This window comes from Variovorax atrisoli 110B, from assembly GCF_000382045.1.
Lineage (GTDB): Bacteria > Pseudomonadota > Gammaproteobacteria > Burkholderiales > Burkholderiaceae_C > Variovorax > Variovorax atrisoli.
This window is the reverse complement of the sequence record NZ_KB907460.1, coordinates 69,118-93,483: the sequence shown is the minus strand read 5'-3', so window position 1 is coordinate 93,483 and position 24,366 is coordinate 69,118. Positions and strand designations below refer to the sequence as shown.

General features: G+C 66.6%; 18 protein-coding genes. 10 read left to right on the top strand and 8 right to left on the bottom strand.

Annotation, left to right across the window (positions count from 1 at the left end; all coding sequences use genetic code 11):
- Positions 1-126: 126 nt before the first annotated feature.
- Together G369_RS38725 and G369_RS0126125 are read right to left on the bottom strand one after the other, a co-directional pair.
- A complete protein-coding gene (locus G369_RS38725) occupies positions 127-627 on the bottom strand; it encodes a hypothetical protein (RefSeq protein WP_208604405.1) in 501 nt (166 codons plus the stop codon).
- Positions 624-5,492, bottom strand: coding sequence for an RHS repeat-associated core domain-containing protein (locus G369_RS0126125; RefSeq protein WP_019657008.1), 4,869 nt, complete (start codon positions 5,490-5,492; stop codon positions 624-626). The genes G369_RS38725 and G369_RS0126125 overlap by 4 nt, the downstream gene beginning before the upstream one ends.
- A gap of 490 nt (positions 5,493-5,982) precedes the next feature.
- On the opposite strand from G369_RS0126125, the gene G369_RS0126120 reads away from it, so the two are divergent.
- From G369_RS0126120 to G369_RS0126110, 3 genes are all read left to right on the top strand, one after another.
- Entirely contained in the window at positions 5,983-7,098 is a 1,116-nt protein-coding gene (locus G369_RS0126120; protein ID WP_019657007.1) for an AI-2E family transporter, read from the top strand.
- Positions 7,099-7,224: 126 nt separating this feature from the next.
- A complete protein-coding gene (locus tag G369_RS0126115; RefSeq protein WP_019657006.1) occupies positions 7,225-7,662 on the top strand; it encodes a DUF2141 domain-containing protein in 438 nt (145 codons plus the stop codon).
- Between the two features lie 13 nt (positions 7,663-7,675).
- Positions 7,676-9,184, top strand: a complete 1,509-nt coding sequence (locus G369_RS0126110; RefSeq protein ID WP_019657005.1) for a carotenoid oxygenase family protein — start codon at positions 7,676-7,678, stop codon at positions 9,182-9,184.
- A gap of 21 nt (positions 9,185-9,205) precedes the next feature.
- Here the strand turns inward: G369_RS0126110 and G369_RS0126105 are convergent, their stop codons facing one another.
- On the bottom strand, positions 9,206-10,108 hold the full coding sequence (locus G369_RS0126105; protein WP_019657004.1) for a LysR family transcriptional regulator: 903 nt from the start codon (positions 10,106-10,108) through the stop codon (positions 9,206-9,208).
- Positions 10,109-10,325: 217 nt separating this feature from the next.
- Here G369_RS0126105 and gcl point away from each other — a divergent pair, with 217 nt between their 5' ends.
- The 3 genes from gcl (at position 10,326) to G369_RS0126090 (ending at position 13,948) form a co-directional block, all read left to right on the top strand.
- Entirely contained in the window at positions 10,326-12,116 is a 1,791-nt protein-coding gene (gcl, locus tag G369_RS0126100; RefSeq protein ID WP_019657003.1) for a glyoxylate carboligase, read from the top strand.
- A 20-nt stretch (positions 12,117-12,136) separates the two neighbouring features.
- Positions 12,137-12,904, top strand: a complete 768-nt coding sequence (gene hyi, locus G369_RS0126095; RefSeq protein ID WP_019657002.1) for a hydroxypyruvate isomerase — start codon at positions 12,137-12,139, stop codon at positions 12,902-12,904.
- Positions 12,905-13,039: 135 nt separating this feature from the next.
- Positions 13,040-13,948: a 2-hydroxy-3-oxopropionate reductase gene (locus G369_RS0126090; protein ID WP_019657001.1), complete on the top strand. Its 909-nt coding sequence runs from the start codon at positions 13,040-13,042 to the stop codon at positions 13,946-13,948.
- A 170-nt stretch (positions 13,949-14,118) separates the two neighbouring features.
- Here the strand turns inward: G369_RS0126090 and G369_RS0126085 are convergent, their stop codons facing one another.
- Positions 14,119-15,453 (bottom strand): NAD(P)/FAD-dependent oxidoreductase, encoded by a 1,335-nt coding sequence (locus G369_RS0126085; RefSeq protein ID WP_019657000.1) that lies wholly within the window; start codon positions 15,451-15,453, stop codon positions 14,119-14,121.
- Positions 15,454-15,704: 251 nt separating this feature from the next.
- On the opposite strand from G369_RS0126085, the gene G369_RS0126080 reads away from it, so the two are divergent.
- The 4 genes from G369_RS0126080 to G369_RS0126065 all read left to right on the top strand — a co-directional run bounded on the left by G369_RS0126080 (position 15,705) and on the right by G369_RS0126065 (position 20,906).
- A complete protein-coding gene (locus G369_RS0126080; protein ID WP_019656999.1) occupies positions 15,705-18,005 on the top strand; it encodes an NADP-dependent malic enzyme in 2,301 nt (766 codons plus the stop codon).
- A 210-nt stretch (positions 18,006-18,215) separates the two neighbouring features.
- The gene (locus G369_RS0126075) at positions 18,216-19,247 is read left to right on the top strand and encodes an ABC transporter substrate-binding protein (RefSeq protein WP_019656998.1); all 1,032 of its coding nucleotides are present in this window, start codon (positions 18,216-18,218) and stop codon (positions 19,245-19,247) included.
- Positions 19,247-20,119 (top strand): ABC transporter ATP-binding protein, encoded by an 873-nt coding sequence (locus tag G369_RS0126070; RefSeq protein WP_019656997.1) that lies wholly within the window; start codon positions 19,247-19,249, stop codon positions 20,117-20,119. Before G369_RS0126075 ends, G369_RS0126070 begins: the two co-directional genes overlap by 1 nt.
- 16 nt (positions 20,120-20,135) lie before the next feature.
- Positions 20,136-20,906: an ABC transporter permease gene (locus G369_RS0126065; protein WP_019656996.1), complete on the top strand. Its 771-nt coding sequence runs from the start codon at positions 20,136-20,138 to the stop codon at positions 20,904-20,906.
- A 29-nt stretch (positions 20,907-20,935) separates the two neighbouring features.
- Here the strand turns inward: G369_RS0126065 and G369_RS0126060 are convergent, their stop codons facing one another.
- Genes G369_RS0126060 through G369_RS0126045 form a run of 4 tightly spaced genes read right to left on the bottom strand, consistent with a single transcriptional unit; the run spans position 20,936 to position 24,331 of the window.
- Positions 20,936-21,757, bottom strand: coding sequence for an HpcH/HpaI aldolase family protein (locus G369_RS0126060; RefSeq protein WP_026346636.1), 822 nt, complete (start codon positions 21,755-21,757; stop codon positions 20,936-20,938).
- A gap of 5 nt (positions 21,758-21,762) precedes the next feature.
- A complete protein-coding gene (gene hpaH, locus G369_RS0126055; protein WP_019656994.1) occupies positions 21,763-22,575 on the bottom strand; it encodes a 2-oxo-hept-4-ene-1,7-dioate hydratase in 813 nt (270 codons plus the stop codon).
- A complete protein-coding gene (locus G369_RS0126050) occupies positions 22,572-23,447 on the bottom strand; it encodes a fumarylacetoacetate hydrolase family protein (RefSeq protein WP_019656993.1) in 876 nt (291 codons plus the stop codon). Before G369_RS0126050 ends, hpaH begins: the two co-directional genes overlap by 4 nt.
- Positions 23,444-24,331, bottom strand: coding sequence for an amidohydrolase family protein (locus G369_RS0126045; RefSeq protein WP_019656992.1), 888 nt, complete (start codon positions 24,329-24,331; stop codon positions 23,444-23,446). Before G369_RS0126045 ends, G369_RS0126050 begins: the two co-directional genes overlap by 4 nt.
- Positions 24,332-24,366 lie beyond the last annotated feature (35 nt).

The following is a 24,366-nucleotide window of genomic DNA, read 5'->3' as shown; positions in this document are numbered from 1 at the left end:
TGTAGCGGCACAAAGGCCAGGCAATCACCCTCCCTTTCTAACATCATCAACTGCTGGCCGCAGAGTCATGCTATCGACAATTCCGGCTTCGACATACGATCGTTTGCGCGGCGTTTTGTCCAAATTTCAGGAAATGATTTCAGATTTCACACGCCTCCAAATATCGACATAGTCATGCACATTAACCTTCAACATGACCAATTCTCCGCCACCTCTTTTGCGGCATAGCAAAATACCGTCCATCGAATCGACAACAACAAAATAAGCCTCATCCGCATCAAATATTTCATTGCCACCTGGGAGGCCGATGTATACGGAAGGCTCGACCGCACTTGCGCCTAAACTTCCTGGCCAATCACCCTCCACCCAGCACGCATCGTGCAGAAGTTGAAAAAAATATTCGGGGGGCATTTTTTGACCAAAGATGCTTCTTGCAAAATCAATATTATCTTTTTGTTTTTCGATATTTAACATCAGCCGATCTATTTCACCCACCAACAAATCTGAAAGGCAAGTCGCATCCTCGCTTCCAAAAATTACATCGTCCATGGATATTAGCATTCGATCCACGAAAATTCGCCGCCCGTCACTGGATTTTCGAGTACAGATATCAATAACGCTTTTCATGATCGTGAGCAATTTGATTCAACCGCTTTTCCATCTTTGAAGATGCTGTCCAACCTCTTTTTTACGCCAGGAGGCACAGGAAAACCACCATTTTGAGTCGAGTCGCCATTCCAATGCATGGTTCCATCGTTGCCATTGCCAAATCGATGGAAGACTCCTTCGTTATCGACTGCGTACCAGTGCCGTCCCTCAGCATCGGGCACAGCACGGGACGCCAAAGCTTCATGGTGGCAAGGAAGTCGGGATGTTTTTCTGCCTCCACGAAAATCTGGCGACGTCGCGTCATGGTGTCCCGGATTCGTATATGTAGGCTTTGGTCCGTGATAGCGCCCAGCCTTTCCGGTTTTTGCCAAACCCAGTGGGTCGATCCATTCCAGCGGATTAAATGCATACTCTTGGAGATTGATCCCACCAGCCAAACGGATGGGGTCATGGCTGATGTAGCGGCCGCTTTGCGGATCAAAGTACCGATACCGGTTGTAGTGCAACCCGGTCTCTTCGTCCCAATACTGCCCCTGGAACCGAATCGGATTCCGAAACCCCGCTTTCCTCCCCGCCTCACTGATCGCCTGCCGCGCCTCCCCCCAAGCCTTGTAGCTCGCCGACCACGCCACACGCCCCGCATGATCCGTCAGCTCCTGCGGCGTGCCCAGATGGTCGCACTGGTAGAAGCCGATTTCTTCCCTGGCGAATGGCGCAGGCGTTCGACTCTGTTCGCCGTTCCATAGCGGGTCGAGTTCGATGTCGTAGCGCCCGCCGTTGTCGGCCATCAGCGCCTTCACATCCGTCGTCTGACTCAATACAACCGCCTGGGCTTGTCGAATTTGCACCAGCGGTACGAACGACCCGGGTTCATGGATGTAGTGGACGCTGTCGCCTTGCCAGGCATGCGCCCGCCAGCCCTCCGTGCTCTGCGTGCTCTGCGTGCTCTGCGTGCTCTGCGTGCTCTCGAACGCCAGCATGTCGCCGTCCCAGCCGAACAAGGTGCAGGCATGCCGCGTGCGCTTGGCGATGCGCCGGCCCAGGGGGTCGTAGCTAAAGGTCGTGGTTTCGCCGAAGGTCTCGGCGCTGCGCATTCGGTTGTAGCCGTCCCAGGTGAACACGGTCTTCTCGCCTTTGCGGCTGCGCTCGACGAGGTTGCCGCGCTCGTCCCACTTGTAGCGGGTGCCGGCGTAGTCCTTCAGGAGGTTGTCCATCAGCTTGCCGACCGAGCCGCGACCGTCAGCGCCCGCGCGAACGGGGACGCGATGGGTGATTCGGCCTGCCGGCTCCGCTGTGCCTTCGGCTTCTGAAGAAGGGTTGCCGATGTTCCCCGCCGGATCGAACGCGAAGGTCTCCCGTCCAAGTCGGCTGTTGGCTTCGAGCAGCCGCCCTACGGGGTCATAGCGGTAGCTCAGGTTGCCGCGCCGGCTGTCGCCGATGGAGATCAACTGGCCGGCCCTGTCGTACTGGTAGCTGCGGCGGATGCCGGTGGGCTGAAGCGCGCCGCGCCTGGTCTGGGACATCTGCTGCTCCAGCAATCGGCCGGCAGGGTCGTAGCTCTGCTTTTGCAGGAGCCCGTTGCCCTGTTCGCGCGCAATCTCTCGGTGAAGGTCGTCGCGCTCGAAGCCCAGGATCTCCTGACCGTCGACGAGCAATCCGTGCACGTGGCCCGAGCCATAGGTGAGCCACTGAGTCACATGACCGTCTGGGCGGATGGTCGCGACGCGCTGGTTGAGTTCGTCGTAGCCGTGCTGCCAGACCGCGGTGCGGGCGCCCTCCAGGTAGTGCTGGTGCTCGCGCGTCAGGTTGCCCGCGGGGTCGTAGAACAATTGAAGCTTCGCGTCGCTGTTGCCGGCTTCGACCAATCGGCCGTTCCGGTCGTAGGCAAAGCTCTCGGCAGCACCGTCGGCGCTGCGCTCGATGAGACGGCCGATCGGGTCGAATTGCAGATGCGTGGTTTGACCGCCGTCGACCACTTCCGTCAGCACCCCAGTGGAGTCGTCATAGATGTAGCTTGTGGTCCTGCGGTCGAAGCCCACTTCTTCGAGCAAGCGCCCCACAGGGTCGTAGCGGAAGTCGTAACGGCTGCCGTTCTCGTTGTGCAGTTCGCTCAAACGTCCCAGAAGATCCCAGCGGTACTTGAGCGTGTGCCCTGCCGCGTCGGTGCGCTGGGACACGAGGCCGGACCGCGTGTAGCCATAGCGCGTCCTGCGCCCCAGCGCATCAGTGTGCGCGAGCAGGCGCCCTTCGGCATCGTGCACGAAATGCTCGCTGCTGTTGTCCGGCAGGATGATTTCCTCGAATCGACCCGGACGGTTGGCGTCCGCTGCGGCAGCCGCCTTCCCCTGCTCGTTCGCGCTCGTATAGCGATAGCGCGTGCTGTGGCCCATGGCATCGGTCGCCTTGACCAGGCGTCCCTGCTCGTCGTATTCCCACCGCGTGGTCTTGCCCGAGCAATCGGTGTGGCTGGCAAGTTGGCCCGCAGGGTTGTAGGTCAGCGTCTTGATGCCGCCCTTCGCATCGGTGATTCGCACGGGCCGGCCGGCCTTGTCGTAGGCGTACGCGGTCTTGTGTCCCAGCGGGTCGATCTCTTCGACGAGGTTGCCGCCGGCGTCGTAGTCGCGCGTCCAGACGCCACCCTCGGCGTCGCGCAGGCCCGTCATGCGTCCGCGACTGTCGTGCGCAAAGTGCACCTGGCTGCCGTCGGCCCGCGTGTGTGTCCGCAGGTTGCCGTCGGCGTCGTAGCTGAAGTCGTCGGTGCTGCCGTCGGTACGGACATGCCGCGTGATGTTCTTCGCTTCATCGCGAAAGAGCCACTCCTGGCGCTTGTCGGGATGGATGATCCGGTAGGTGTAGCCAAGGATGTCGTAGTAGTACCAGGTCTCTGCGCCGAGCGCGTCGGTCGCATAGGTCAAGCGGATGTTCCTGTCCCACTCCAGCCTGAGGGCGAAGCTCCCGTCATCGCTCCGTTCGCGCACCGCCCTGGCATCGACGCCGGTGCCGTCGTATTCGAGGTTCATGCCCCGGCCCGTGCGGTCGGTGTATCGGGTCACGAGGTGATGGCTGTAGCGGTAGTCCCAGGTCTCGCCGTTTTCGTCCTGAGCCGAGACGAGGTCGCCTTCGGCGTCGTGCACATAGGCGGCGAGCTGGCGCACGACCTGACCGCCCTTGATCTCCCACAGGCTGGTGATCAACCCGCTTCGCGCATCGGGACGAGTGCCCACATGGGCCATCGTGACGTCGCCCTGCTTGCTGACGATGTCGCTCAAGACCTGTTCGCCGGTGGATGCGATCACATGGTCGTAGCGCAGGCCGATGGTCATGCCGTCTTTGGCCTGCTGCGCGACGAGCCTGAAGTGAGGCTGCCTGCTGTCGACGTACTCGTAGATCTCGCGCCAGTCGCCGGCCTCCCCCGCCGGTGCGGCCTTGCCGAAATCAACGCTCAACAGTGTCTCGCTCAGCCGCGTGAGCGTCGCTTCTTCGATGGCATCGCGGTAGCTCTGACCCACGGCCAGCAGCGGGTAGGCATGGCTGCGGCCGTCTGCGCCGTGGTAGATCAGGCTGAGCTCGCCGGCCCGCAGACCTTGAGCCGGCGTGGCGATGTCCACGCGAGTGCTGTAGGGCGTGAGCCATCTTGCGCCGAGGCTGCCCTCGTCGAAAGCGCCAAGATTGCTGCGGTAGGTGCGCGCCCAGGTGATGGGCAACGGCGCAACCAGCGCGAAGTCGACATGGGTGAAGCTTTCGCAGCCGGTCGCAAGGCTGATGGCGAACTTGCTTGAAGAGGGAACCTGTGCGCCGGAAAGCGGACAGTTCTTGCAACCAGGATCACCCTTGACGGGCGCCTGCACGCGGAGGTGCTCGACCTGGGTGTCGGGCCTGCTTCTTCTTGCTTCGGCACCTGCACCGGGCGGCACCATGGCCGCACGCAGGCTCTTCTTCTGCGCCATGGCCGACAGCAGCTGGCGCAGCAGCCACATGATGCTGCCCTGCAGTTCCTGGTTGGCTAGGTCCGCCAGTTGCCTGCGGAAGTCCGCCTTCAGGGCACCCAGGCTATCGATCACCTCGTTGACCCTGGCCCTGACGCTTTCGGGCAGATAGGCGGCGGCCTTCCTGGCGGCGTAGTTGGCGGCGCGCTTGGCCGTGCCTTCGGAATACTTCACCGCCCGGCGCCACATGCCGCTCCACGTGCTTTGGGTCTTGGGGTCGTAGTCGTTGGCTTCCGCCGCGCCCGGCCTGGCGACGGTGAAGAGGTCCTGGCCGCCGAGCACGCGCTGAAGGATGCCGATCAGGTTGTCCAGGATGCTGTCTGAGAGCCTCGCGCAATCTTCCAGAATGCCCGAGAGCCTTGCGATGGCTCCATCGATGAAGGTTTCCAGCTCACCGACGATGGATGCATTCAGGTGCCCCACGAGCATGGTGACGATGGTCCCGCCGAGGTTCCTGGCCCCATGCAGGAGCTCCTGCTTGACCAGATGCAGCGTGGGTCGCAGGCTCATGCGCGCTGCGGCCATGGTGGGTGGTGCGGGAATCAGTCCGATGAGATTGATGCCCAGGCTGGCCCAGTTCAGGAACCTGGTGGCGGCATCGGTCGACTTCTTCTCGAGGATGGTGACGATGTCGAGAAAAACATCCACCAGCGCCATGATGTTGCCCACGATGGGGATGCTGCCCAGCACCGTGGTCAGCCGCTCGAGCGTGACATAGCCGCCGGTGAAGGACCGCAGCCATCCGTCCACCACCTTGCTCGCGGCGGCGATGTCTTCCTTGGCGATGGTGTTCAGCGGGGCGACGGCCGTCTGAGGTTCTCGCTCGGCATTCGATGTCGATGCGGGATGGCCTTGAGGTATGCCCGATGGTGGCCGCTGGGGCGTGCCTGTTCCCATTGTCCAGTCTCCCTGACTGCGTCTGTTTGCGTGGCGAAAATGAATTGGGAAAGAAAGAGGCGTGGCAGCGCCTGCCGCACCGAACCGGCTGCGGTACCGGCGGCGAAAGTGGCTATGGCTATGTAACCGGGCTGCCGACCTGCGGAATTACGGCGCCTCTGCCGACGTGACCCGAATTCGGGTGCGTCGGATCGTGTGATGTACCGATGCGTGCAAGCACCACAAAACATCCACGGCCAGCCAAGCAATGGCCGCGCACGAATAACAATTGCAAATTGAGCTCACGCCCACCTCCCTCTTTTTGTTTGTTGCAAATAATTCTAGGAAGCGAGCCGGCGCAAATACGGCCACCCTGGAATAACGAGCGGGCTTTGGTGCGATTTATCTCGATATTCGCAATGCAAGAAAGCAGCCCCCGGATCGATCGCGTGAATTGCAGCCGGCCGATGGGGCCTGCCGTCGCCGCGCTCGGCTACAGTCCGAGACACTTATGAACTCACCCCAACTCCAGCGCGGCGTGTTCCTCGCCCTTCTCGCCGCCGTGACTGCCGCCTTCCTCTGGGTGCTGATGCCGTTCTTCGGCGCGGTGCTGTGGGGCGTGGCGCTGGCGATCCTGTTCACGCCGCTCTACAAGAAGCTGCTGAGGAGGATGCGCGGCAAGCCCAATGCGGCGGCGCTGTCCACGCTGGCGATCTGCCTGTTCATCGTGATCCTGCCGCTGGCCATGGTGGGGGTTTCGCTGGTGCAGGAAGTCGCGCTGGTCACGCAGAACATCCGGTCGGGGCAGATCAACTTCGCGGCCTACTTCCAGCAGATCCTCGATGCCTCGCCGCAGTGGCTGCTGAACCTGGTCGAGCGCTTCAACCTCGGCGACATGGCGGCCTGGCAGGCGCGCATCTCGGCCGCCGCCGGGCAGGCCAGCCAGATCATCGCGAGCCAGGCGCTGACCATCGGGCAGAACACCTTCGATTTCATCGTCAGCTTCTTCGTGATGCTGTACCTGCTTTACTTCCTGGTGCGCGACGGCTCCGATCTCTCGAAGAAGGTGCGCGACGCGTTGCCGCTGGCCAAGCCGCACACCCACTACCTGCTGAACAAGTTCACCACCGTGATCCGCGCCACCGTCAAGGGCAACGTGGCCGTGGCGGTCGCACAGGGCTCGATCGGCGGGCTCGCCTTCTGGTTCCTCGGCGTGCAGGGCGCGCTGCTGTGGGCGGTGCTGATGGCCTTCCTGTCGCTGCTGCCGGCCGTGGGCGCGGCGCTGATCTGGGGGCCGGTGGCCATCTACTTCCTCGCCACGGGGCATTTCTGGCAGGGCGGCACGCTGATCTTCGTGGGCGTGTTCGTGATCGGCCTGGTCGACAACATCCTGCGCCCCGTGCTGGTGGGCAAGGACACGCAGATGCCCGACTACATCGTGCTGATGTCGACCATCGGCGGCATGGCGATCTTCGGCATCAACGGCTTCGTGATCGGGCCGGTGATCGCGGCGCTGTTCATGGCGGCCTGGAGCCTTTTTGCCGACTCCGGCCACGTGGGCCCCGGGCACGACCGGGCCGACGGCGCGCAGCAAGGCAAGCACGGAGCCCCGGAAGACAAGGCCTGAGACCGACGCCATCCGCACCCCCGCGCGCGCATTTCGCGCGCGCAATCCTGCATTCCGTCGCATGACACTGGGCGCCGCGCCCGGGCTGCGGGATCGTCGGGCCTCCAATCACCAACGAGGCCCGTCATGCAACTCCGCCTTCTTCCGTTCCGCCCGGCCGTGCGCGCCCTGTGCGCGGCAGCGATCCTCGCGCCGCTGGGCGCCCTCGCCGCCGACCTGAGCCTGAGCGTCGCCGACGGCCCGGCTGCGGACGCCACCCTCTACGTCGCGGTGTACGGCGACGCCGCCAGCTACGCCGGCGGCAAGCCCGTGGCCTCGCAGACCGCGCCGATGCGCGAGGGCAAGGCCCGCCTGCTGTTCGCCGGTCTGGCACCCGGGCGCTACGCGCTGCGCGTGTTCGCCGACGAGAACGGCAACGGCAAGCTCGACACCAACCTCATGGGCATGCCCACCGAGCGCTACGGCTTCTCCAACGACGCCAAGGGCAATCGCGCCGCACCCGACTTCGAGGCCGCGGCCATCACCCTCGAAGCCGACATGCAGACCGTCATCCACTTGCGCTGAGGAGCAGGACGCCATGGAACGACGCGAACTCCTGCGCCTGCTGGCTTCGGCCGGCGCGCTGCCGCTGCTGGCACCGCTGGCGTCGCTGGCACAGGCGGGCGGCACGGCTGACGACTGGCAAGCCCAGTTCGAGGCTTCGAGCGCCCCCTGGAAGATCGGCTTCGCCACGCCGCCGGGCGACTTCCCGCTGACCCGCGCCGCGGTGCGCGGACGCTTTCCCGATGCGGTGGCCGGCACGCTGTTCCGCATCGGCCCGGCCGGCCACGACCTGGGCGGCGAGCGCTACCACCACTGGTTCGACGGCGACGGCATGGTGCACCGCTTCGTGATCGAAGGCGCCGACGTGCGGCACCAGGGCCGCTATGTGGCCACCTCGAAGCGCACGGCCGAGGCCAGGGCCGGCCGCCGCCTCTTCGAGACCTTCGCGACCACGCCGCCGGGCGCCGAACCGCCGACTTCGGCCGACAGCATCAATGTCGCCAACACCAGCGTGCTGCCGCTGCAGGGCGAGGTGCTGGCGCTGTGGGAAGGCGGCTCGGCCACGCGCATCGACGCGGGCACGCTGGACACGCTGGGCCTGAAGACCTGGCGAGCCGATCTCGCGGGCATGCCCTTCTCGGCCCACCCCAAGGTGGACCCGGACGGCACGGTGTGGAACTTCGGCGTGGGCTCCACCCAGGGGCTGCTCGCGCTGTACGAGATCGCACCCGAAGGCACGCTGCGGCGCGCGGGCGTGGTGCCGGTGGCCGACATGCCGATGGTCCACGACTTCGCAGTGACCGAGCGGCACCTGGTGTTCCTGCTGCCGCCGCTGGTCTACGACGGCAGGCGCAAGGGCACCGGAGAGAGCTTTCTCGACGCGCACGTCTGGCGGCCCGAGCTCGGCATGCGTGCGCTGGTCATCGACAAGCAGAACTGGGAGCGGCGCCAGATGCTCGCGCTGCCGGCCGGCTTCCTGTTCCACGTCGGCAACGCCTGGGAGGAAGACACGCCGCGCGGCACGCAGATCCACATCGACTACGTGCGCTCGGACAACGCCGACTCGGTGTTCATCAGCAACCGCGAAGTGATGCGTGCCCGCCGCGTGAAGACCACCGAGCCGCACCTGACGGTCGCCACGCTGAACCTCGCTTCCGGCCGGGCCACGCAGACTGCGCTCGCCCAGGAGGCGGAGTTTCCGCGCATCGATCCGCGCCGCGTGGGCATGCGTCATCGGCAGGTGGTGCACGCCACGCAGATCCGGCGCGACCTGCCGGGCTTCGGCGCGGTCGCACGCACCGACGTCGAGACCGGCCGCAGCCAGCGCTTCGTCTACGGCCAGCAGACGATGGTGGAGGAGCACGTCTTCGTGCCCGACGGCGCGAAGCCCGGATGGGTGCTGGGCACGGTGCTGGACTTCGGGCGGCAGAAGACGCTGCTCACGTGCTTCGCGGCCGACAACCTCGCGGCGGGGCCGGTCGCGCAGGCCACGCTGCCCTACGCCCTGCCGCTGGGCCTTCACGGCGCCTTCGTGCCGGCCTGAGGCCGTGGCGGGGGGCCGTGTTCAGGCCTCCCACCAGCCTTCGTCGAAACGCCCCTGCAGGAAGGCCACGAAGCCCGACACCTTGCCCGGCACCAGCTTGGGCGACGGGAAGACGGCGTGGATCTCCTGCTCGGGCAGCGCGTGGTCGCCGAGCACCTCGCGCACCTTGCCGGCCGCCAGCGAGTCGCTGGCCACGTATCGCGGCATGAGCGCGATGCCCAGGCCGTCGCGCGCGGCCGCCAGCACGGCCGAGAGGTTGTTCGAGCGGAAGCGGCCCGACACAGGCACCGTGACCGGCTCGCCGCGCGGCGTGTGCATGCGCCAGAACTCGTCGCCCACCACGCTGCTGTAGATCAGCGCCACGTGCGCGCTCAGGTCCTGCGCGCGCTTCGGCGTGCCGTGCTTCTTCAGGTAGGCGGGCGAGGCGACCATGACCCATGGGTTGGCGCCCAGGTAGCGCGCGCCCAGTGACGAATCGGCCAGCTTGCCCATGCGGATGGCCACGTCGATGCCCTGCGCGATGAGATCGACGTAGCGGTCCTCGAAGCTCAGGTCGAGCTGCACCTGCGGATGCCTGCGCATGTACTCGAGCGCCAGCGGCACCACCACGCGCCGCCCGAAGGCCACCGATGTGCCCACGCGCAGCAGCCCCTGCGCCTGGTTCTGCCGCAACTGCACGATGCTGTCGGCCTCCTCGGCCTCGCGCACGATGGTCTTGCACTTCTCGTAGTAGAGAGCGCCCGGCTCGGTGAGGCTCACGCCGCGCGTGTTGCGGTTGAGCAGGCGCACCTTCAGCCGCTCCTCGGTGGCGGCGATCTGCTTGGTCACCGTGGGCTGCGTGGTGTTGAACTCGCGCGCGGCCTTCGAGAAGCTGCCCGTCTCGACCACGCGCACGAACATTTCCATTGCCAGCAATCTGTCCATGGGCCGGATGGTAGTCACTTATTCCAGCCCGGAATAGGTTTTATGGTCCGCAGCCGTCTTCTTGGAAACAGACCCGCTTCCTACATTCAGCCTACCGATCCGAGAACACCGAGGAACCGGCCCCGCCGGGCCTCTGGTGTCGCCCCCGTCAAGGGGGGCTGGCGAAGCCACACGAAGTGCGCGAAGCCTGGGGGTTTATTCATTTCTGGAGACTCAGATGGCAAAGATGACAGCGGTCCAGGCCGCGGTTCTGGTGATGGAGAAGGAAGGCGTGACGCAGGCCTTCGGCGTGCCTGGTGCGGCGATCAACCCGATGTACTCGGCGCTGCGCCAGCGCGGCAGCATCGCGCACATCCTCGCGCGGCACGTGGAAGGCGCCTCGCACATGGCCGAGGGCTACACCCGCGCGGTGGCCGGCAACATCGGCGTGTGCATCGGCACCTCGGGCCCGGCGGGCACCGACATGATCACGGGCCTTTACTCGGCCTGGGCCGATTCGATCCCGATCCTCTGCATCACCGGCCAGGCACCTCGCGCGCGGCTCTACAAGGAAGACTTCCAGGCGGTGGACATCGAGTCGATCTCCAAGCCCGTCACCAAGTGGTCGGTCACGGTGCGCGAGCCGGGCCAGGTGCCGCAGGTGTTCCAGCAGGCCTTCCACCTGATGCGCTCGGGCCGCCCGGGGCCGGTGCTGATCGACCTGCCCTTCGACGTGCAGATGGCGCAGATCGAGTTCGACATCGACAGCTACGAGCCGCTCAAGCCCTACAAGCCGGCCGCCACGCGCGCCCAGATCGAGAAGGCCATCGCCATGCTCAACGCGGCCGAGCGCCCGTTGATCGTGGCCGGCGGCGGCATCATCAACGCCGATGCCTCCGAGCTGCTGGTGCGCTTTGCCGAAGCCACCGGCGTGCCGGTGATTCCCACGCTCATGGGCTGGGGCGCCATTCCCGACAACCATCCGCTGATGGCCGGCATGTGCGGCCTGCAGACCAGCCACCGCTACGGCAACGCCACGATGCTCGCGAGCGACTTCGTGCTGGGCATCGGCAACCGCTGGGCCAACCGCCACACGGGCTCCATCGACGTCTACACCAAGGGCCGCACCTTCGTGCACGTCGACATCGAGCCCACGCAGATCGGCCGCGTGTTCACGCCCGACTTCGGCATCGTGTCGGACGCCAAGGCCGCGTTGCAGCTCTTCGTCGAGGTGGCCGAGGAGATGAAGGCCGCGGGCCGCCTGCCCGATCGCCGCGACTGGGCCAAGGCCTGCATCGAGCGCAAGAAGACGATGCTGCGCAAGACCAACTTCGACGAAGTGCCGATGAAGCCGCAGCGCGTGTACCAGTGCATGAACAACAACTTCGGCAACGACACCTGCTACGTGAGCACCATCGGCCTCTCGCAGATCGCGGCCGCGCAGTTCCTGCACGTGTACAACCCGCGCCACTGGATCAACTGCGGCCAGGCCGGGCCGCTGGGCTGGACCATTCCCGCGGCCCTGGGCGTGCGCGCCGCAGACCCTGCGCGCAAGATCGTCGCGCTCTCTGGCGACTACGACTTCCAGTTCATGATCGAGGAGCTGGCCGTGGGCGCGCAGTTCAAGCTGCCGTACATCCACATCGTGGTCAACAACTCCTACCTCGGCCTGATCCGCCAGGCGCAGCGCGGCTTCGAGATGGACTACTGCGTGCAGCTCGCGTTCGACAACATCAACGCGGCGCCCGACGCAGGCATCGAGAGCAGCTACGGCGTGGACCACATGAAGGTGGTCGAGGGCCTGGGCTGCAAGGCACTGCGCGTCAACCGCCAGGAAGAGATCGCACCGGCCATCCGCCGCGCCGAGGCCCTGATGGCCGAGTTCAGCGTGCCGGTGGTGATCGAGGTGATGCTGGAGCGCGTGACCAACATCGCGATGGGCACCGAGATCGACAACATCACCGAGTTCGAACCGCTGGCCGAGACGCCGGCCGACGCGCCCACGGCCGTGGCAGCCCTGCTCGACTGAGAAGAAGGAAGAGAAAAGACATGCCCAAGTTCGCAGCCAACCTCACGATGCTCTTCACCGAGCTGCCCTTCATGCAACGCTTCGAGGCCGCCGCCAAGGCCGGCTTCGAGGCTGTGGAATACCTCTTCCCCTACCCCTTCGAGAAGAAGGAGCTCGCTGCCGCGCTGCGCGCCAACGGCCTGCAGCAGGTGCTGCACAACCTGCCGGCCGGCGACTGGGACAAGGGCGAGCGCGGCATCGCCTGCCATCCCGACCGCACCGGCGAGTTCGCCGAAGGCATCGGCATGGCGATCGACTACGCAACGGCTCTCGGCTGCCCGCAGGTCAACTGCCTCGTGGGCAAGGTGCCCGCGGGCGTCGACAGGGATGCGGCCCACAAGACCGTGGTCGCCAACCTGCGCCTGGCCGCGCGCGAACTGGAGGCCGCGGGCCTGCGCCTGCTGATCGAGCCCATCAATACCTTCGACATCCCGGGCTTCTTCCTCACGCGCACGGACCAGGCGCTGGCGCTGATCGACGAGGTCGGCTCGTCCAACCTGCGCGTGCAGTACGACATCTATCACGCGCAGCGCATGGAAGGCGAGCTGGGCAACACGCTCACGAAGCACTTCGCGCAGATCGGCCACATCCAGCTGGCCGACAACCCGGGGCGCGGCGAGCCGGGCACAGGCGAGATCAACTACCCCTGGCTCTTCAGGCACATCGACTCGCTGGGCTACGACGGCTGGATCGGCTGCGAGTACAAGCCCCGCACCACGACCGCCGAAGGCCTCGGATGGAGACCATAGGCCAGCCCCCGGGCTTGCCCACTTCGCGTGGCCGATCACCCCCTTGCAGGGGGCACCGCCTGCGGTCCGGCAAAGCCGACTCCGCGGCGCTCGCCGGCAACGCACGGCCAACTCATCGATAACAAGGAACTTCTCATGACAACCCAACAAAAGATCGGATTCATCGGCCTCGGCATCATGGGCGCGCCCATGGCGGGCCACCTGCTCGAAGCGGGCCACCAGCTCTTCGTGAACACGCACGGCAACACGCCCGAGCCCTTCTTGTCGAAGGCCACCATCTGCGCCTCGGCGGCTGAAGTGACGCGCCAGTCCGACGTGGTCTTCATCATGGTGCCGGACACGCCCGACGTGGAGAAGGTGCTCTTCGGCGCGCCCGGTGCCGAAGGCGTGGCATCGGGCCTGAAGGGCTCCAGCGGCAAGATCGTGGTCGACTGCAGCTCCATCGACCCGATCGCCACCAAGGACTTCGCGCGCCGCATCACCGCGCTGGGCGCCGGCTACATCGACGCGCCGGTCTCCGGCGGCGAGGTGGGTGCCAAGGCCGCGAGCCTCACGATCATGTGCGGCGGCGACGAAGGCACCTTCGAGCGCGTGAAGCCGCTGCTCGACAGGATGGGCAAGAACGTCACGCTCGTGGGCGGCGCCGGCGACGGCCAAGTCTGCAAGGTGGCCAACCAGATCATCGTGGCGCTGAACATCGCGGCCGTGGGCGAGGCGCTGGTGTTCGCATCGAAGGCCGGCGCCGATCCGGCCAAGGTGCGCCAGGCGCTGATGGGCGGCTTCGCGAGTTCGCGCATCCTCGAAGTGCACGGCGAGCGGATGATCAAGCGCACCTTCGCGCCGGGCTTCCGCATCGGGCTGCACCAGAAGGACCTGAACCTCGCGATGCAGAGCGCCCGCTCATTGGGCGTCTCGCTGCCGCAGACGGCCGGCGCGGCGCAGCTCATGAACGCCTGCGCGGCGCTGGGCTACGGCCAGCTCGACCACTCGGCGCTGGTCCGCGCGCTGGAGGCGCTGGCGCAGCACACCGTGACGCCTGATTGAGGTTCGTCGAAGGCGGATTCCCGGACGCTGAGGGCGCGCAGGTTCCGCGTAGGACGCGAAAGAAGGGCCAGGAGATTCCTGCTGGCCGTTCTCTTGCGCTCTGCGCGAAATCTTCGCGCCTTCCGCGTACTTTGCGTCCGACTTCTCGTTCCCGCCCCTGCACCCCCGCTTCACTGCGCAGACTCGAGCGATTCCTTCAGGTTGCGTCGGCGCCAGGCCCAGGTCTTCACGGCCTGCGGCAGGATGCCCAGGCACGAGGCGTAGTAGGTCACCTTGAAGCCCCAGAAGCGCGGACCGATGGGCGTGTTGCGGAACAGGTCGCCGGCCAGGATGGACAGCAGCGCCTCCTGCATGCGCCAGATGTTGCGCGGCGCCATGAACAGGCGCCGGATGGCCGGCGAGGTGATGCGGTAGATGAACCACGAGAACATCTTCGGCCCGTGCTTCATCACCTTCTCGTAGTGGCGGAAGGCCTTCTCGGCTTCCTTCGCCTCGCCCTTGAGCCAGAAGTCGGCCGCGGTGGCGGCCTCGAAGCCGCTGTTCATCGCCAGGTACACGCCAGAGGAGAACATCGGGTCGACGAAGGCGTAGGCGTCGCCCACCATCATGAAGCGGTCGCCGCGGCAGAACTTGGAGTCGTAGGCGTAGTTGCCGGTGGAGGTGGCGCCCTCCATCAGCGTGGCGTTCTTCAGCCGCGCGGCCAGCTTGGGCGCGAGCGCGATGGTCTCCATGAGGAACTCCTCCAGAGAACCCTTGCGACGCTTGAAGTAGGCCGGGGACGCCACCGCGCCGACGCTCACCGTGCCGTCCTTCAGCGGGATGTACCAGAACCAGCCGTGGTCGAACCAGAACAGCGTGATGTTGCCCTCGAAGCGGCCCGGCTTGCGCTCGGCGTTGGCGAAGTGGCCGAACAGCGCCGCGCTGGCGTGCTTGCGGTTGCGGCGCTTGGCGTCGAACTGGTTCGACAGCAGGGTGTCGCGCCCGCTGGCGTCGATCACGAAGCGCGGACGCCAGATGGTCTCGGTGCCGTCGTCGCCCTTGACCTTCACCGCCGGACGGTTGTCGGGCGTGCCCTTGCCGGCGTCCATGTCCACGCCGGTGACGCGCTGCCCCTCGAAGGTGCGCGCGCCGCGCTTGCCGGCATGGCGGAAGAGCAGTTCGTCGAATTCGGAGCGGCGCACGTGCACCGCGTAGGGAAAGCTCTTGTCCATCGCCTCGGCGAAGTGGAACTGGCTGGAGTGGTCGTGCCAGGGCGAGACGAACTCGGCCCCGTGCTTGCGGATGCCGATGGCCTCGACCTCGGTGCGCACGCCCAGGCGGTCGAACAGCGGCATGTTCATCGGCAGCAGCGATTCCCCGATGTGGAAGCGCGGGTGCTGCGCCTTCTCGATCAGCACCACGTCGTGCCCCTTGTCCGCGAGCAGCGCGGCCACCGTGGAGCCCGAGGGGCCGCCTCCGATGACGACGACGTCGGGTTCGTTGCTGTTGAAAGGTCCGGATGCCATGCGTGTTGCCCCTCTTTTCGCGGTGTTGTCGTTGTCGGCGCTACCCCGGCGGGATTCCGGCTGGACGGCCGGCCTGTTAACCAGTTGGTAACGAACGGCAGTTTAGCGAACCCGCCAGCCCGCTCCCATCCGCCCGAACCCCGCCATATCCGCCAGAAGCTATGGATTCAGGCGTTTTCGGCATTTCCCCAGTAAGAAGAGGCACTGCTTTTGCGGTAGCCTCATTGCCCGTCAGAAACAAGGAGACCTTCATGGCTGCACCCCTTTCCCCCGCAGAAGAAGCACTTCGCGAGGCAGCGCGCGAATACCACCGATCGCCCGTCAAGGGCAAGATCTCGATCACCCCGACCAAGCCCCTGCTGAACCAGCGCGACCTGTCGCTGGCCTACTCGCCCGGCGTGGCCTATCCCTGTCTCGACATCGCCGCCGACCCGGCGACGGCCTCCGAATACACCGCCCGCGGCAACCTCGTGGGCGTCGTCACCAACGGCACCGCCGTGCTCGGCCTGGGCGACATCGGTCCGCTGGCCGCCAAGCCGGTGATGGAAGGCAAGGGCTGCCTGTTCAAGAAATTCGCCGGCATCGACGTGTTCGACATCGAGCTGGCAGAGCGCGACCCCGACAAGCTGGTCGACATCATCGCGGCGCTGGAGCCCACGCTGGGCGGCATCAACCTCGAGGACATCAAGGCGCCCGAGTGCTTCTACATCGAGAAGAAGCTGCGCGAGCGCATGAACATCCCCGTGTTCCACGACGACCAGCACGGCACGGCCATCATCTCGGCCGCCGCGCTCATCAACGGCCTGGAGCTGGTGGGCAAGAAGATCGAGGAAGTGAAGATCGCCGTCTCGGGCGCGGGTGCCGCAGCCATCGCCTGCCTCGACGTGATGGTCGGCCTGGGCGCCAAGCCCGCCAACATCCACGCCTGCGACTCCAAGGGCCTGATCTACATGGGCCGCGCGGGCGGTTTCGACGAATCCAAGGCACGCTACGCCCAGAAAGACACCGGCGCCCGCACCCTGGCCGACGTGGTGAAGGACGCCGATGTGTTCCTGGGCTGCTCGGCCCCGGGCGTGATGACCGCCGAGATGGTCAAGACCATGGCCGCCCAGCCCATCATCCTGGCGCTGGCCAACCCCGAGCCCGAGATCCGCCCCGAGCTGGCCAAGGCCGTGCGGCCCGACTGCATCATCGCCACCGGCCGTTCGGACTACCCGAACCAGGTCAACAACGTCCTGTGCTTCCCGTACATCTTCCGCGGCGCGCTCGACTGCGGCGCGAGCAAGATCACCGAAGAAATGAAGCTGGCCTGCGTGCGCGAGATCGCCGAGCTCACCAAGGCCGACATCAGCGAGGAGGTTGCCACCGCCTACGCCGGCCAGGAGCTGGCCTTCGGCCCCGACTACATCATTCCCAAGCCCTTCGACTCGCGCCTGATCCTGCGCATCGCGCCGGCCGTGGCCAAGGCGGCCGCAGCCTCGGGCGTGGCCACGCGCCCGATCGAGGACATGGACGCCTACCGCCAGCACCTGACGCGCTTCGTCTACCAGACCGGCATGTTCATGCGCCCGGTGTTCAGCGCCGCCAAGATCGCCACCGCCAAGCGCGTGGCGTACGCCGAGGGCGAGGACGAGCGCGTGCTGCGCGCCGCCCAATGGGCAGTCGACGAAGGCCTGGCCAAGCCGATCCTGGTGGGCCGCCCCGCCGTCATCGAGGCGCGCATCAAGAAGGCCGGCCTGCACATCCGCGCAGGCGTCGACTTCGAGATCGTCAACCCCGAGGACGATCCGCGCTTCCGCACCTACTGGGAGAGCTTCCACAAGATCATGGGCCGCCGCGGCGTGACGCCGGAGGCCGCCAAGACCATGGTGCGCCGCTCGAACACCACCATCGCCGCGCTCATGATGCACCTGGGCGACGCCGACGCCATGATCTGCGGCCTGGTCGGACGCTTCGACGTGCACCTGGAGCACATCCGCAACCTGATCGGCCTGAAGCGCGGCGCGCCGGGCTTCGCGACGCTGAACGCCCTCACGCTCGACAAGCGCACGGTGTTCATCACCGACACCAACGTCAACGAAGACCCCAGCGCCGAGCTGCTCGCCAGCATCGCGATGATGGCCGCCGAGGAAGTGCGCCGCTTCGGCCTGCCGCCGAAGGTGGCCTTCCTGTCGCACTCGAACTACGGCACGTCGAGCCGCTCGTCGGCCCGCAAGATGCGGCTGGCGCGCGACCTGTTCGCGCAGATGGCGCCCGACATCGAATGCGACGGCGAGATGCACGGCGACGCGGCGCTGTCGGAGGAAATCCGCCGCACCGCCCTGCCCGAGACCACGCTCAGCGGCGAGGCCAACCTGCTCGTGTGCCCGAACCTCGACTCGGCCCACATCCTCTACAACGTGCTGAAGATGACCGGCGCCAACGGCATCACGGTCGGCCCGGTGCTGCTGGGCGCCGCGAGCTCGGCCCACGTGCTCACGCCTTCGTCGACGGTGCGCCGCATCATCAACATGACGGCGCTGGCGGTGGCGAAGGTGACGGTCGACAAGTAAGCAGGAAGGCAGTCCAGCGGGAGGAAATCCCACTTTCGGTGCTTCAAAACGCGGCCTAGGCCGCGTTTTTGCATTGAGCGGGTGCAGATCGCGCCGCCCGCGCACTACTTCGATCCACGAGGAAGGGTTCGCACCAATCACGTGCGGGCACCGTTTTTGCTTGAATGCAGAAGCATTCAATCCCCTTTCATCCAACGGATCGATCTCCGCATGAACAAGCGCCAACTGCTCCAGTCCTTCCTCGCCGCCTCGGCCATCAGCTTCGGCCTCGCACCGGCCTTTGCACAGAGCCCGACGCCGATCAAGTTCCAGCTCGACTGGCGCTTCGAGGGACCGGCGGCGCTGTTCCTGCATCCCGCCGCCAAGGGCTACTTCAAGGCCGCGGGCCTCGACGTGACCATCGACGCGGGCAACGGCTCGGGCGGCACGGTCACGCGCGTGGCCTCGGGCGCCTACGACATGGGCTTCGCCGACCTCGCGGCGCTGATGGAGTTCCACGCCAACAACCCCGACAGCCCCAACAAGCCGGTCGCGGTGATGATGGTCTACAACAACACGCCGGCCTCGGTCATGACGCTCAAGAAGAGCGGCATCACCAAGCCTTCCGACCTCACCGGCAAGAAGCTCGGCGCGCCGGTGTTCGACGCGGGCCGCCGCGCCTTCCCGATCTTCGCCAAGGCCAACAACATCGGCGCCGTCAACTGGACCGCCATGGACCCGACGCTGCGCGAGACCATGCTGATGCGCGGCGACATCGACGCCATCACCGGCTTCACCTTCACCTCGCTGCTCAACCTGGAAGCACGCGGCGCCAAGACGGCCGACGTGGTGATCCTCCCCTACCCCGACTACGGCGTGAAGCTGTACGGCAACGTCATCATCGCCTCGCCCAAGCTCATCAAGGAGAACCCCGAGGCGGTGAAGAAATTCCTCTCGGCCTTCGCCAAGGGCGCGAAGGAAGTCATCGCCAACCCCGCGGTGGCCATCGAGTCGGTGAAGGCGCGCGACGGCATCATCGACAGCAAGCTCGAGACGCGCCGCCTGCAGCTTGCCATCGACACCGTCATCAACAGCGCCGACGCGCGCGCCGAGGGCTTCGGCGCGGTCAACGCGGGCCGCATGTCGCTGATGGCCTCGCAGGTGTCGGACGCCTTCAACACCAAGACGCGCGTGAGCCCCGACGCGGTGTGGACCGCCGCGCTGCTGCCGCCCGCGGCCGAACTGAACATCCTGAAGAAGTGATGGCAGCCGCATCGCAGGACGCGGCCGCAGCTCCCTTCGTCGCACCCTTCGTCGACTTCCAGGACGTCTGGCTCGCCTACAACGAGGAGCTGCTGCGCGCCAACCACTTCGCGGTCGAGGCCATCGACCTCAAGGTGAAGCGCGGCGAATTCATCGCCATCGTCGGGCCTTCGGGCTGCGGCAAGTCGACCTTCATGAAGCTCACCACCGGGCTGAAGATGCCGTCGATGGGCAAGATCCGCATCGATGGCCAGCCGGTGACGGGGCCGCTGAAGATCTCGGGCATGGCCTTCCAGGCGCCCTCGCTGCTGCCGTGGCGCACCACGGTCGACAACGTGCTGCTGCCGCTGGAGATCGTCGAGCCCTACCGTTCCAGCTTCAAGGCCAGGCGCAAGGAATACGAGGAGCGCGCCCGCCGCCTGCTGCAGAAGGTGGGCCTGGGCGGCTACGAGGACAAGTTCCCGTGGCAGCTCTCGGGCGGCATGCAGCAGCGCGCGAGCATCTGCCGCGCGCTCATCCACGAGCCCAAGATGCTGCTGCTCGACGAGCCCTTCGGCGCGCTCGACGCCTTCACGCGCGAGGAGCTGTGGTGCATCCTGCGCGACCTCTGGACCGAGCAGCAGTTCAACGTGATCCTGGTCACGCACGACCTGCGCGAATCGGTTTTCCTGGCCGACACGGTGTACGTGATGAGCAAGAGCCCGGGTCGCTTCGTGGTCAAGCGCGAGATCGACCTGCCGCGCCCGCGCGAGCTCGAACTCACCTACACGAAGGAGTTCACCGACATCGTGCTGGAGCTGCGCGGGCACATCGGCGCGATCCGGAACACCGGCGCGAGCGCCGCCCAGTCGGCCGCGGCTGCTTCCCACTGAGGGCGCACGGGACCACATGAGAAACACCAAGCAAATCGAACGCTGGTCGCCCTGGCTGCTGCTCGTGGCGGTGATCCTGCTGTGGCAGATCATCTGCTCGGCCTTCGAGGTCTCGGACTTCATCTTCCCGAGCCCGTGGCGCATCTGGAACCAGTTCTGGGAATTCAAGGAAGTCATCGCGGGCCACGCGTGGCGCACCTTCTGGGTCACCATGGCGGGCTTCGGCCTCGCGATCGTGGTGGGTGTGCTGCTGGGCTTCGTGATCGGCAGCTCGCGCATCGCGTACGCGGCGATCTACCCGCTGATGACGGCCTTCAACGCGCTGCCCAAGGCGGCCTTCGTGCCGATCCTGGTCGTCTGGTTCGGCATCGGCATCGGGCCGGCGATCCTCACGGCCTTCCTGATCAGCTTCTTCCCGATCATGGTCAACATCGCGACCGGCCTCGCCACGCTCGAGCCCGAGCTCGAAGACGTGCTGCGCGTGCTCGGCGCGAAGCGCTGGGACGTGCTCATGAAGATCGGCCTGCCGCGCTCCATGCCCTACTTCTTCGGCTCGCTGAAGGTGGCGATCACGCTGGCCTTCGTGGGCACCACGGTCAGCGAGATGACGGCGGCCAACGAAGGCATCGGCTACCTGCTGATCTCGGCCGGCTCGGCCATGCAGATGGGCCTGGCCTTCGCGGGCCTGATGGTGGTGGGCGCGATGGCGATGCTGATGTATGAACTCTTCAGCGTGGTCGAGAAGCACACCACCGGCTGGGCGCACCGCGGGTCGCAGAACCAGTGAGCGGCGGGCGGCCCCGTGCTGCCGCGCCTTCAGTATGCCGGCCGCGCCGCGCGTGCCGCCTGCGCGCCGTCGCGGAAACGCGCGGCCGCCGCTTCGGCGCCGCGCGCCAGGATCTGCAGGTCCATAGCCACCGCCACGAAGAGCGCGCCCAGGTCCAGGCACTCGCGCGCCCGCGCGTCGTCGAGCATCAGGATGCCGGGCGCCTTGCCGGCGGCACGGATGCGGCGGATCGCGTCGTCGATGGCGCGCTTCACCGTCGGATGGCCGGGGTCGCCTGGGTGGCCCAGGCTCGCCGACAGGTCGGCCGGCCCGATGAAGACGCCGTCGATGCCTTCGACCTCGAGGATCGCGTCCAACTGATCGAGCGCCTCGCCGGTTTCCACCTGCACCAGCACGCACAGTTCGTCCTGCGCGGTCTTCACATAGTCGCCGATGCGCCCGAAGTTCGACGCCCGCGTCGAGCCGCCCATGCCGCGCACGCCGCCCGGGGCATAGCGCGTGGCGCGCACCGCCGAGCGCGCCTGCTCCGCGTCCTGCACGAAGGGCAGCAGCAGGCTCTGCGCGCCGATGTCGAGGTAGCGCTTGATGAGCACGGTGTCGTTCCAGTCGGGCCGCACCACCGCCGACGTGCGCCGCGCGGCGTCGGCCGGCACCGCGGCGCTCACCGCCTGCAGCTGGTGCAGCATGTGGGGCACGTCGGTGGGCGTGTGCTCGGTGTCGAGCAGCACCCAGTCGAAGCCCGCGCCCGCGACGATCTCCGATACGTACGGGTCGGGCAGCGTGGACCACAGCCCGATCTGCGGCACGCCGGCCGCGAGCGCGCGCTTGAAGTGATTGGGAAGCACCGGCATGGCGTTCATCCGAAGTGGCACGACACGGTGCCGAATTCGCCATAGTCGGCCACCACCGTATCGCCCTTGCCGACCTCGATCGGCCGGATGAAAGAGCCCGCCAGGATCACCTGGCCCGCTTCCAGCGACACGCCGAAGCGATGCAGCCGATTGGCCAGCCATGCGACGCCGTGGGCTGGATGGTTGAGCACGCCGGCGGCCAGGCCGGTCTCCTCCACCTCGCCATTGCGGCTCACGATGGCGCCGATGCGCCGCATGTCGGCATCGACCAGCGCGGGCTTGAACGGCCGCCCGCCCAGCACCAGCGCGGCATTGGCGGCGTTGTCGGAAATGGTGTCGAGCACGTTGCGCGTGCGCCCGGTGTCGGGGTCGACGCGCTGGATGCGCGCGTCGAGGATCTCCAGGGCGGGCGTCACGTAGGCCGTGGCGTCGAGCACGTCGAACAGCGTGCAGTCGGGCCCCGTCAGCGGACGCGCCAGCACGAAGGCCAGCTCGGCCTCGATCTTCAGCTGCAGGAAGCGCTCGGTCGGGATCACCGCGCCGTCGCGGTAGAACATGTCGTCGAGCAGCGCGCCGTAGTCGGGCTCGGCGATGTTCACCGCGCGCTGCATGGCCTTGGAGGTGAGTCCGATCTTGTGGCCCTTGAGCGTGCGGCCATTGCGCAGCTTGAGCTGCATCCATGCGTGCTGGATGGCGTAGGCGTCGTCGATGGTCATGTCTGGGTGGTCGAGCGAGAACTGGCGGCAAGCCCGGCGCGAGAGTTGCGCCTGCTCCAGCCGCTCGGCGGCCTGAGACAGGGTGGTGGCATCGAGGCTCATTGCACCGCCTCCTCTGCGCGCACCACGTTGCGCAGCACGCCCACGCCGCTGACTTCGACCTCGACCACGTCGCCCGGCTTGAGGAACCGGGGTGGGTCGAAGCGGATGCCCGCACCGGTCGGCGTGCCGGTGGCGATGATGTCGCCGGGCTCCAGGGTGGTGAAGGTCGACAGGTAGTGCACCAGGTAGGCGAAGTCGAACATCAGGTTCTCGGTGGTGTCGTCCTGGCGCTGCTCGCCGTTGACGCGTGTGCTCACGCGCAGCGCGCCGAAGCCCTGCGGGAATTCGTCGGCGGTGACGATCCAGGGGCCGATGCTGCCGGAGGCGTTGAAGTTCTTGCCTTGCGTCACGTTGAACTTGGCGTGGTGCACCCAGTCGCGGATGGTGCCTTCGTTCATGCAGGTCACACCGGCGATGCAGGCGAGGGCCTCGTCGCCGTTCACGCGGCGCGCGCGGCGGCCGATGACGATGGCGATCTCGCCCTCGTAGTCGAGCTGCGTCGATTCGAGCGGCTGCAGCAGCGGCTCGCCGTGGCCCGCGAAGGATTCGGCCACGCGCATGAAGATGCTGGGGTACTTCGGCAAGTCGCTGCCGTCCTTGTATTCGGCGTTGCGGTGCGCGTAGTTCACGCCGATGCAGAACACGCGGCGCGGCCGGGCGATGGGCAGTTCGAAGCGCACGTCGGCCAGCGCGTGGTCGGCCATGGCTCCTTCGACCGCGGCGCGGGCCTGGGCCAGCGCGGCTTCGCCGCCGGCCAGCAGCGCGGATACCGACGCGAAGGCCGGCAGGCGCCGGCCCAGGTCGATCACGCCGTCGCCGACGACGCAGCCCCAGCGGGAAGAGCCGCCGTGCAGATAGCTGATGAGTTTCATGCGGTCTCGAATCCGAAGAAGCGGGCGGGGTTGTCGACAAGAACCTTCTGCCGCGTGGCGGCGTCGGGCGTGAAGCGGTAGAGCAGCTCGAGCAGCGCGCCCTCGTTGGGCGGCTGCTTCATCGACACGGGGTGCGGCCAGTCGCTGCCCCAGACGCAGCGATCGGGCGCGGCCTCGATCAGGCGGCGCGCCAGCGGCACCACGTCGTCCCAGGGCGCGCCGGTCTTGGAGATCTTCTCGGACAGCGACAGCATCACCCAGAAGTTGCCGCGCTCGAAAAGCTCGAGCATGCGCGCGAGGCTCGGGTCGCCGTCGCCGCGCGAAGGGTCGGCGCGGCCCATGTGGTCGAGCAGCACCGGCACGTCGAGCGCCTCGAAGGTCGCGAGCTGTGCCGCGATGCCGTCGGGCTCGGGCTGCACCTTGACATACCAGCCGAGCTCCTTGACTCGGGCGAAGGCACGCGCCTGCTCGGCCGCGCTCAGGCTGATGCCGAGGCCGCCGCGGGTGAAGCGCGCGCCGCGCACGCCGGTGTCGTGCAGCTTCTGCAGGTAGGCGTCGTCGCGCTCGGTCAGCACTGCCGCGTTGGCACAGCCCATGTAGCGGCGCGGGCCGCCGGCGTTGAGGCCCTCGAGCGCATCGAGCACCACCGTGTGGTCGGCGCCATAGGTGGTGGCCTGCACGATCACGCCACGTGCGATGCCGAGCGTGGCGTGCAGCCGCTGCGCCACCTGCCAGGTGGCGGTGGGCATTTCATAGGCGGCATTGGGCCGCACCGGATATTGCTCGCGCGGGCCGAAGACGTGGAACTGGCTGTCGCATGCCAGCGGCGGCGGCAGCGGCACGGGCGCGCGTGGATGGGGGTCGAAAGGGAGGTAGTCGGGCATGGTTCTTCGGGGCGTGGAAACAGGAGAGGCAGGCG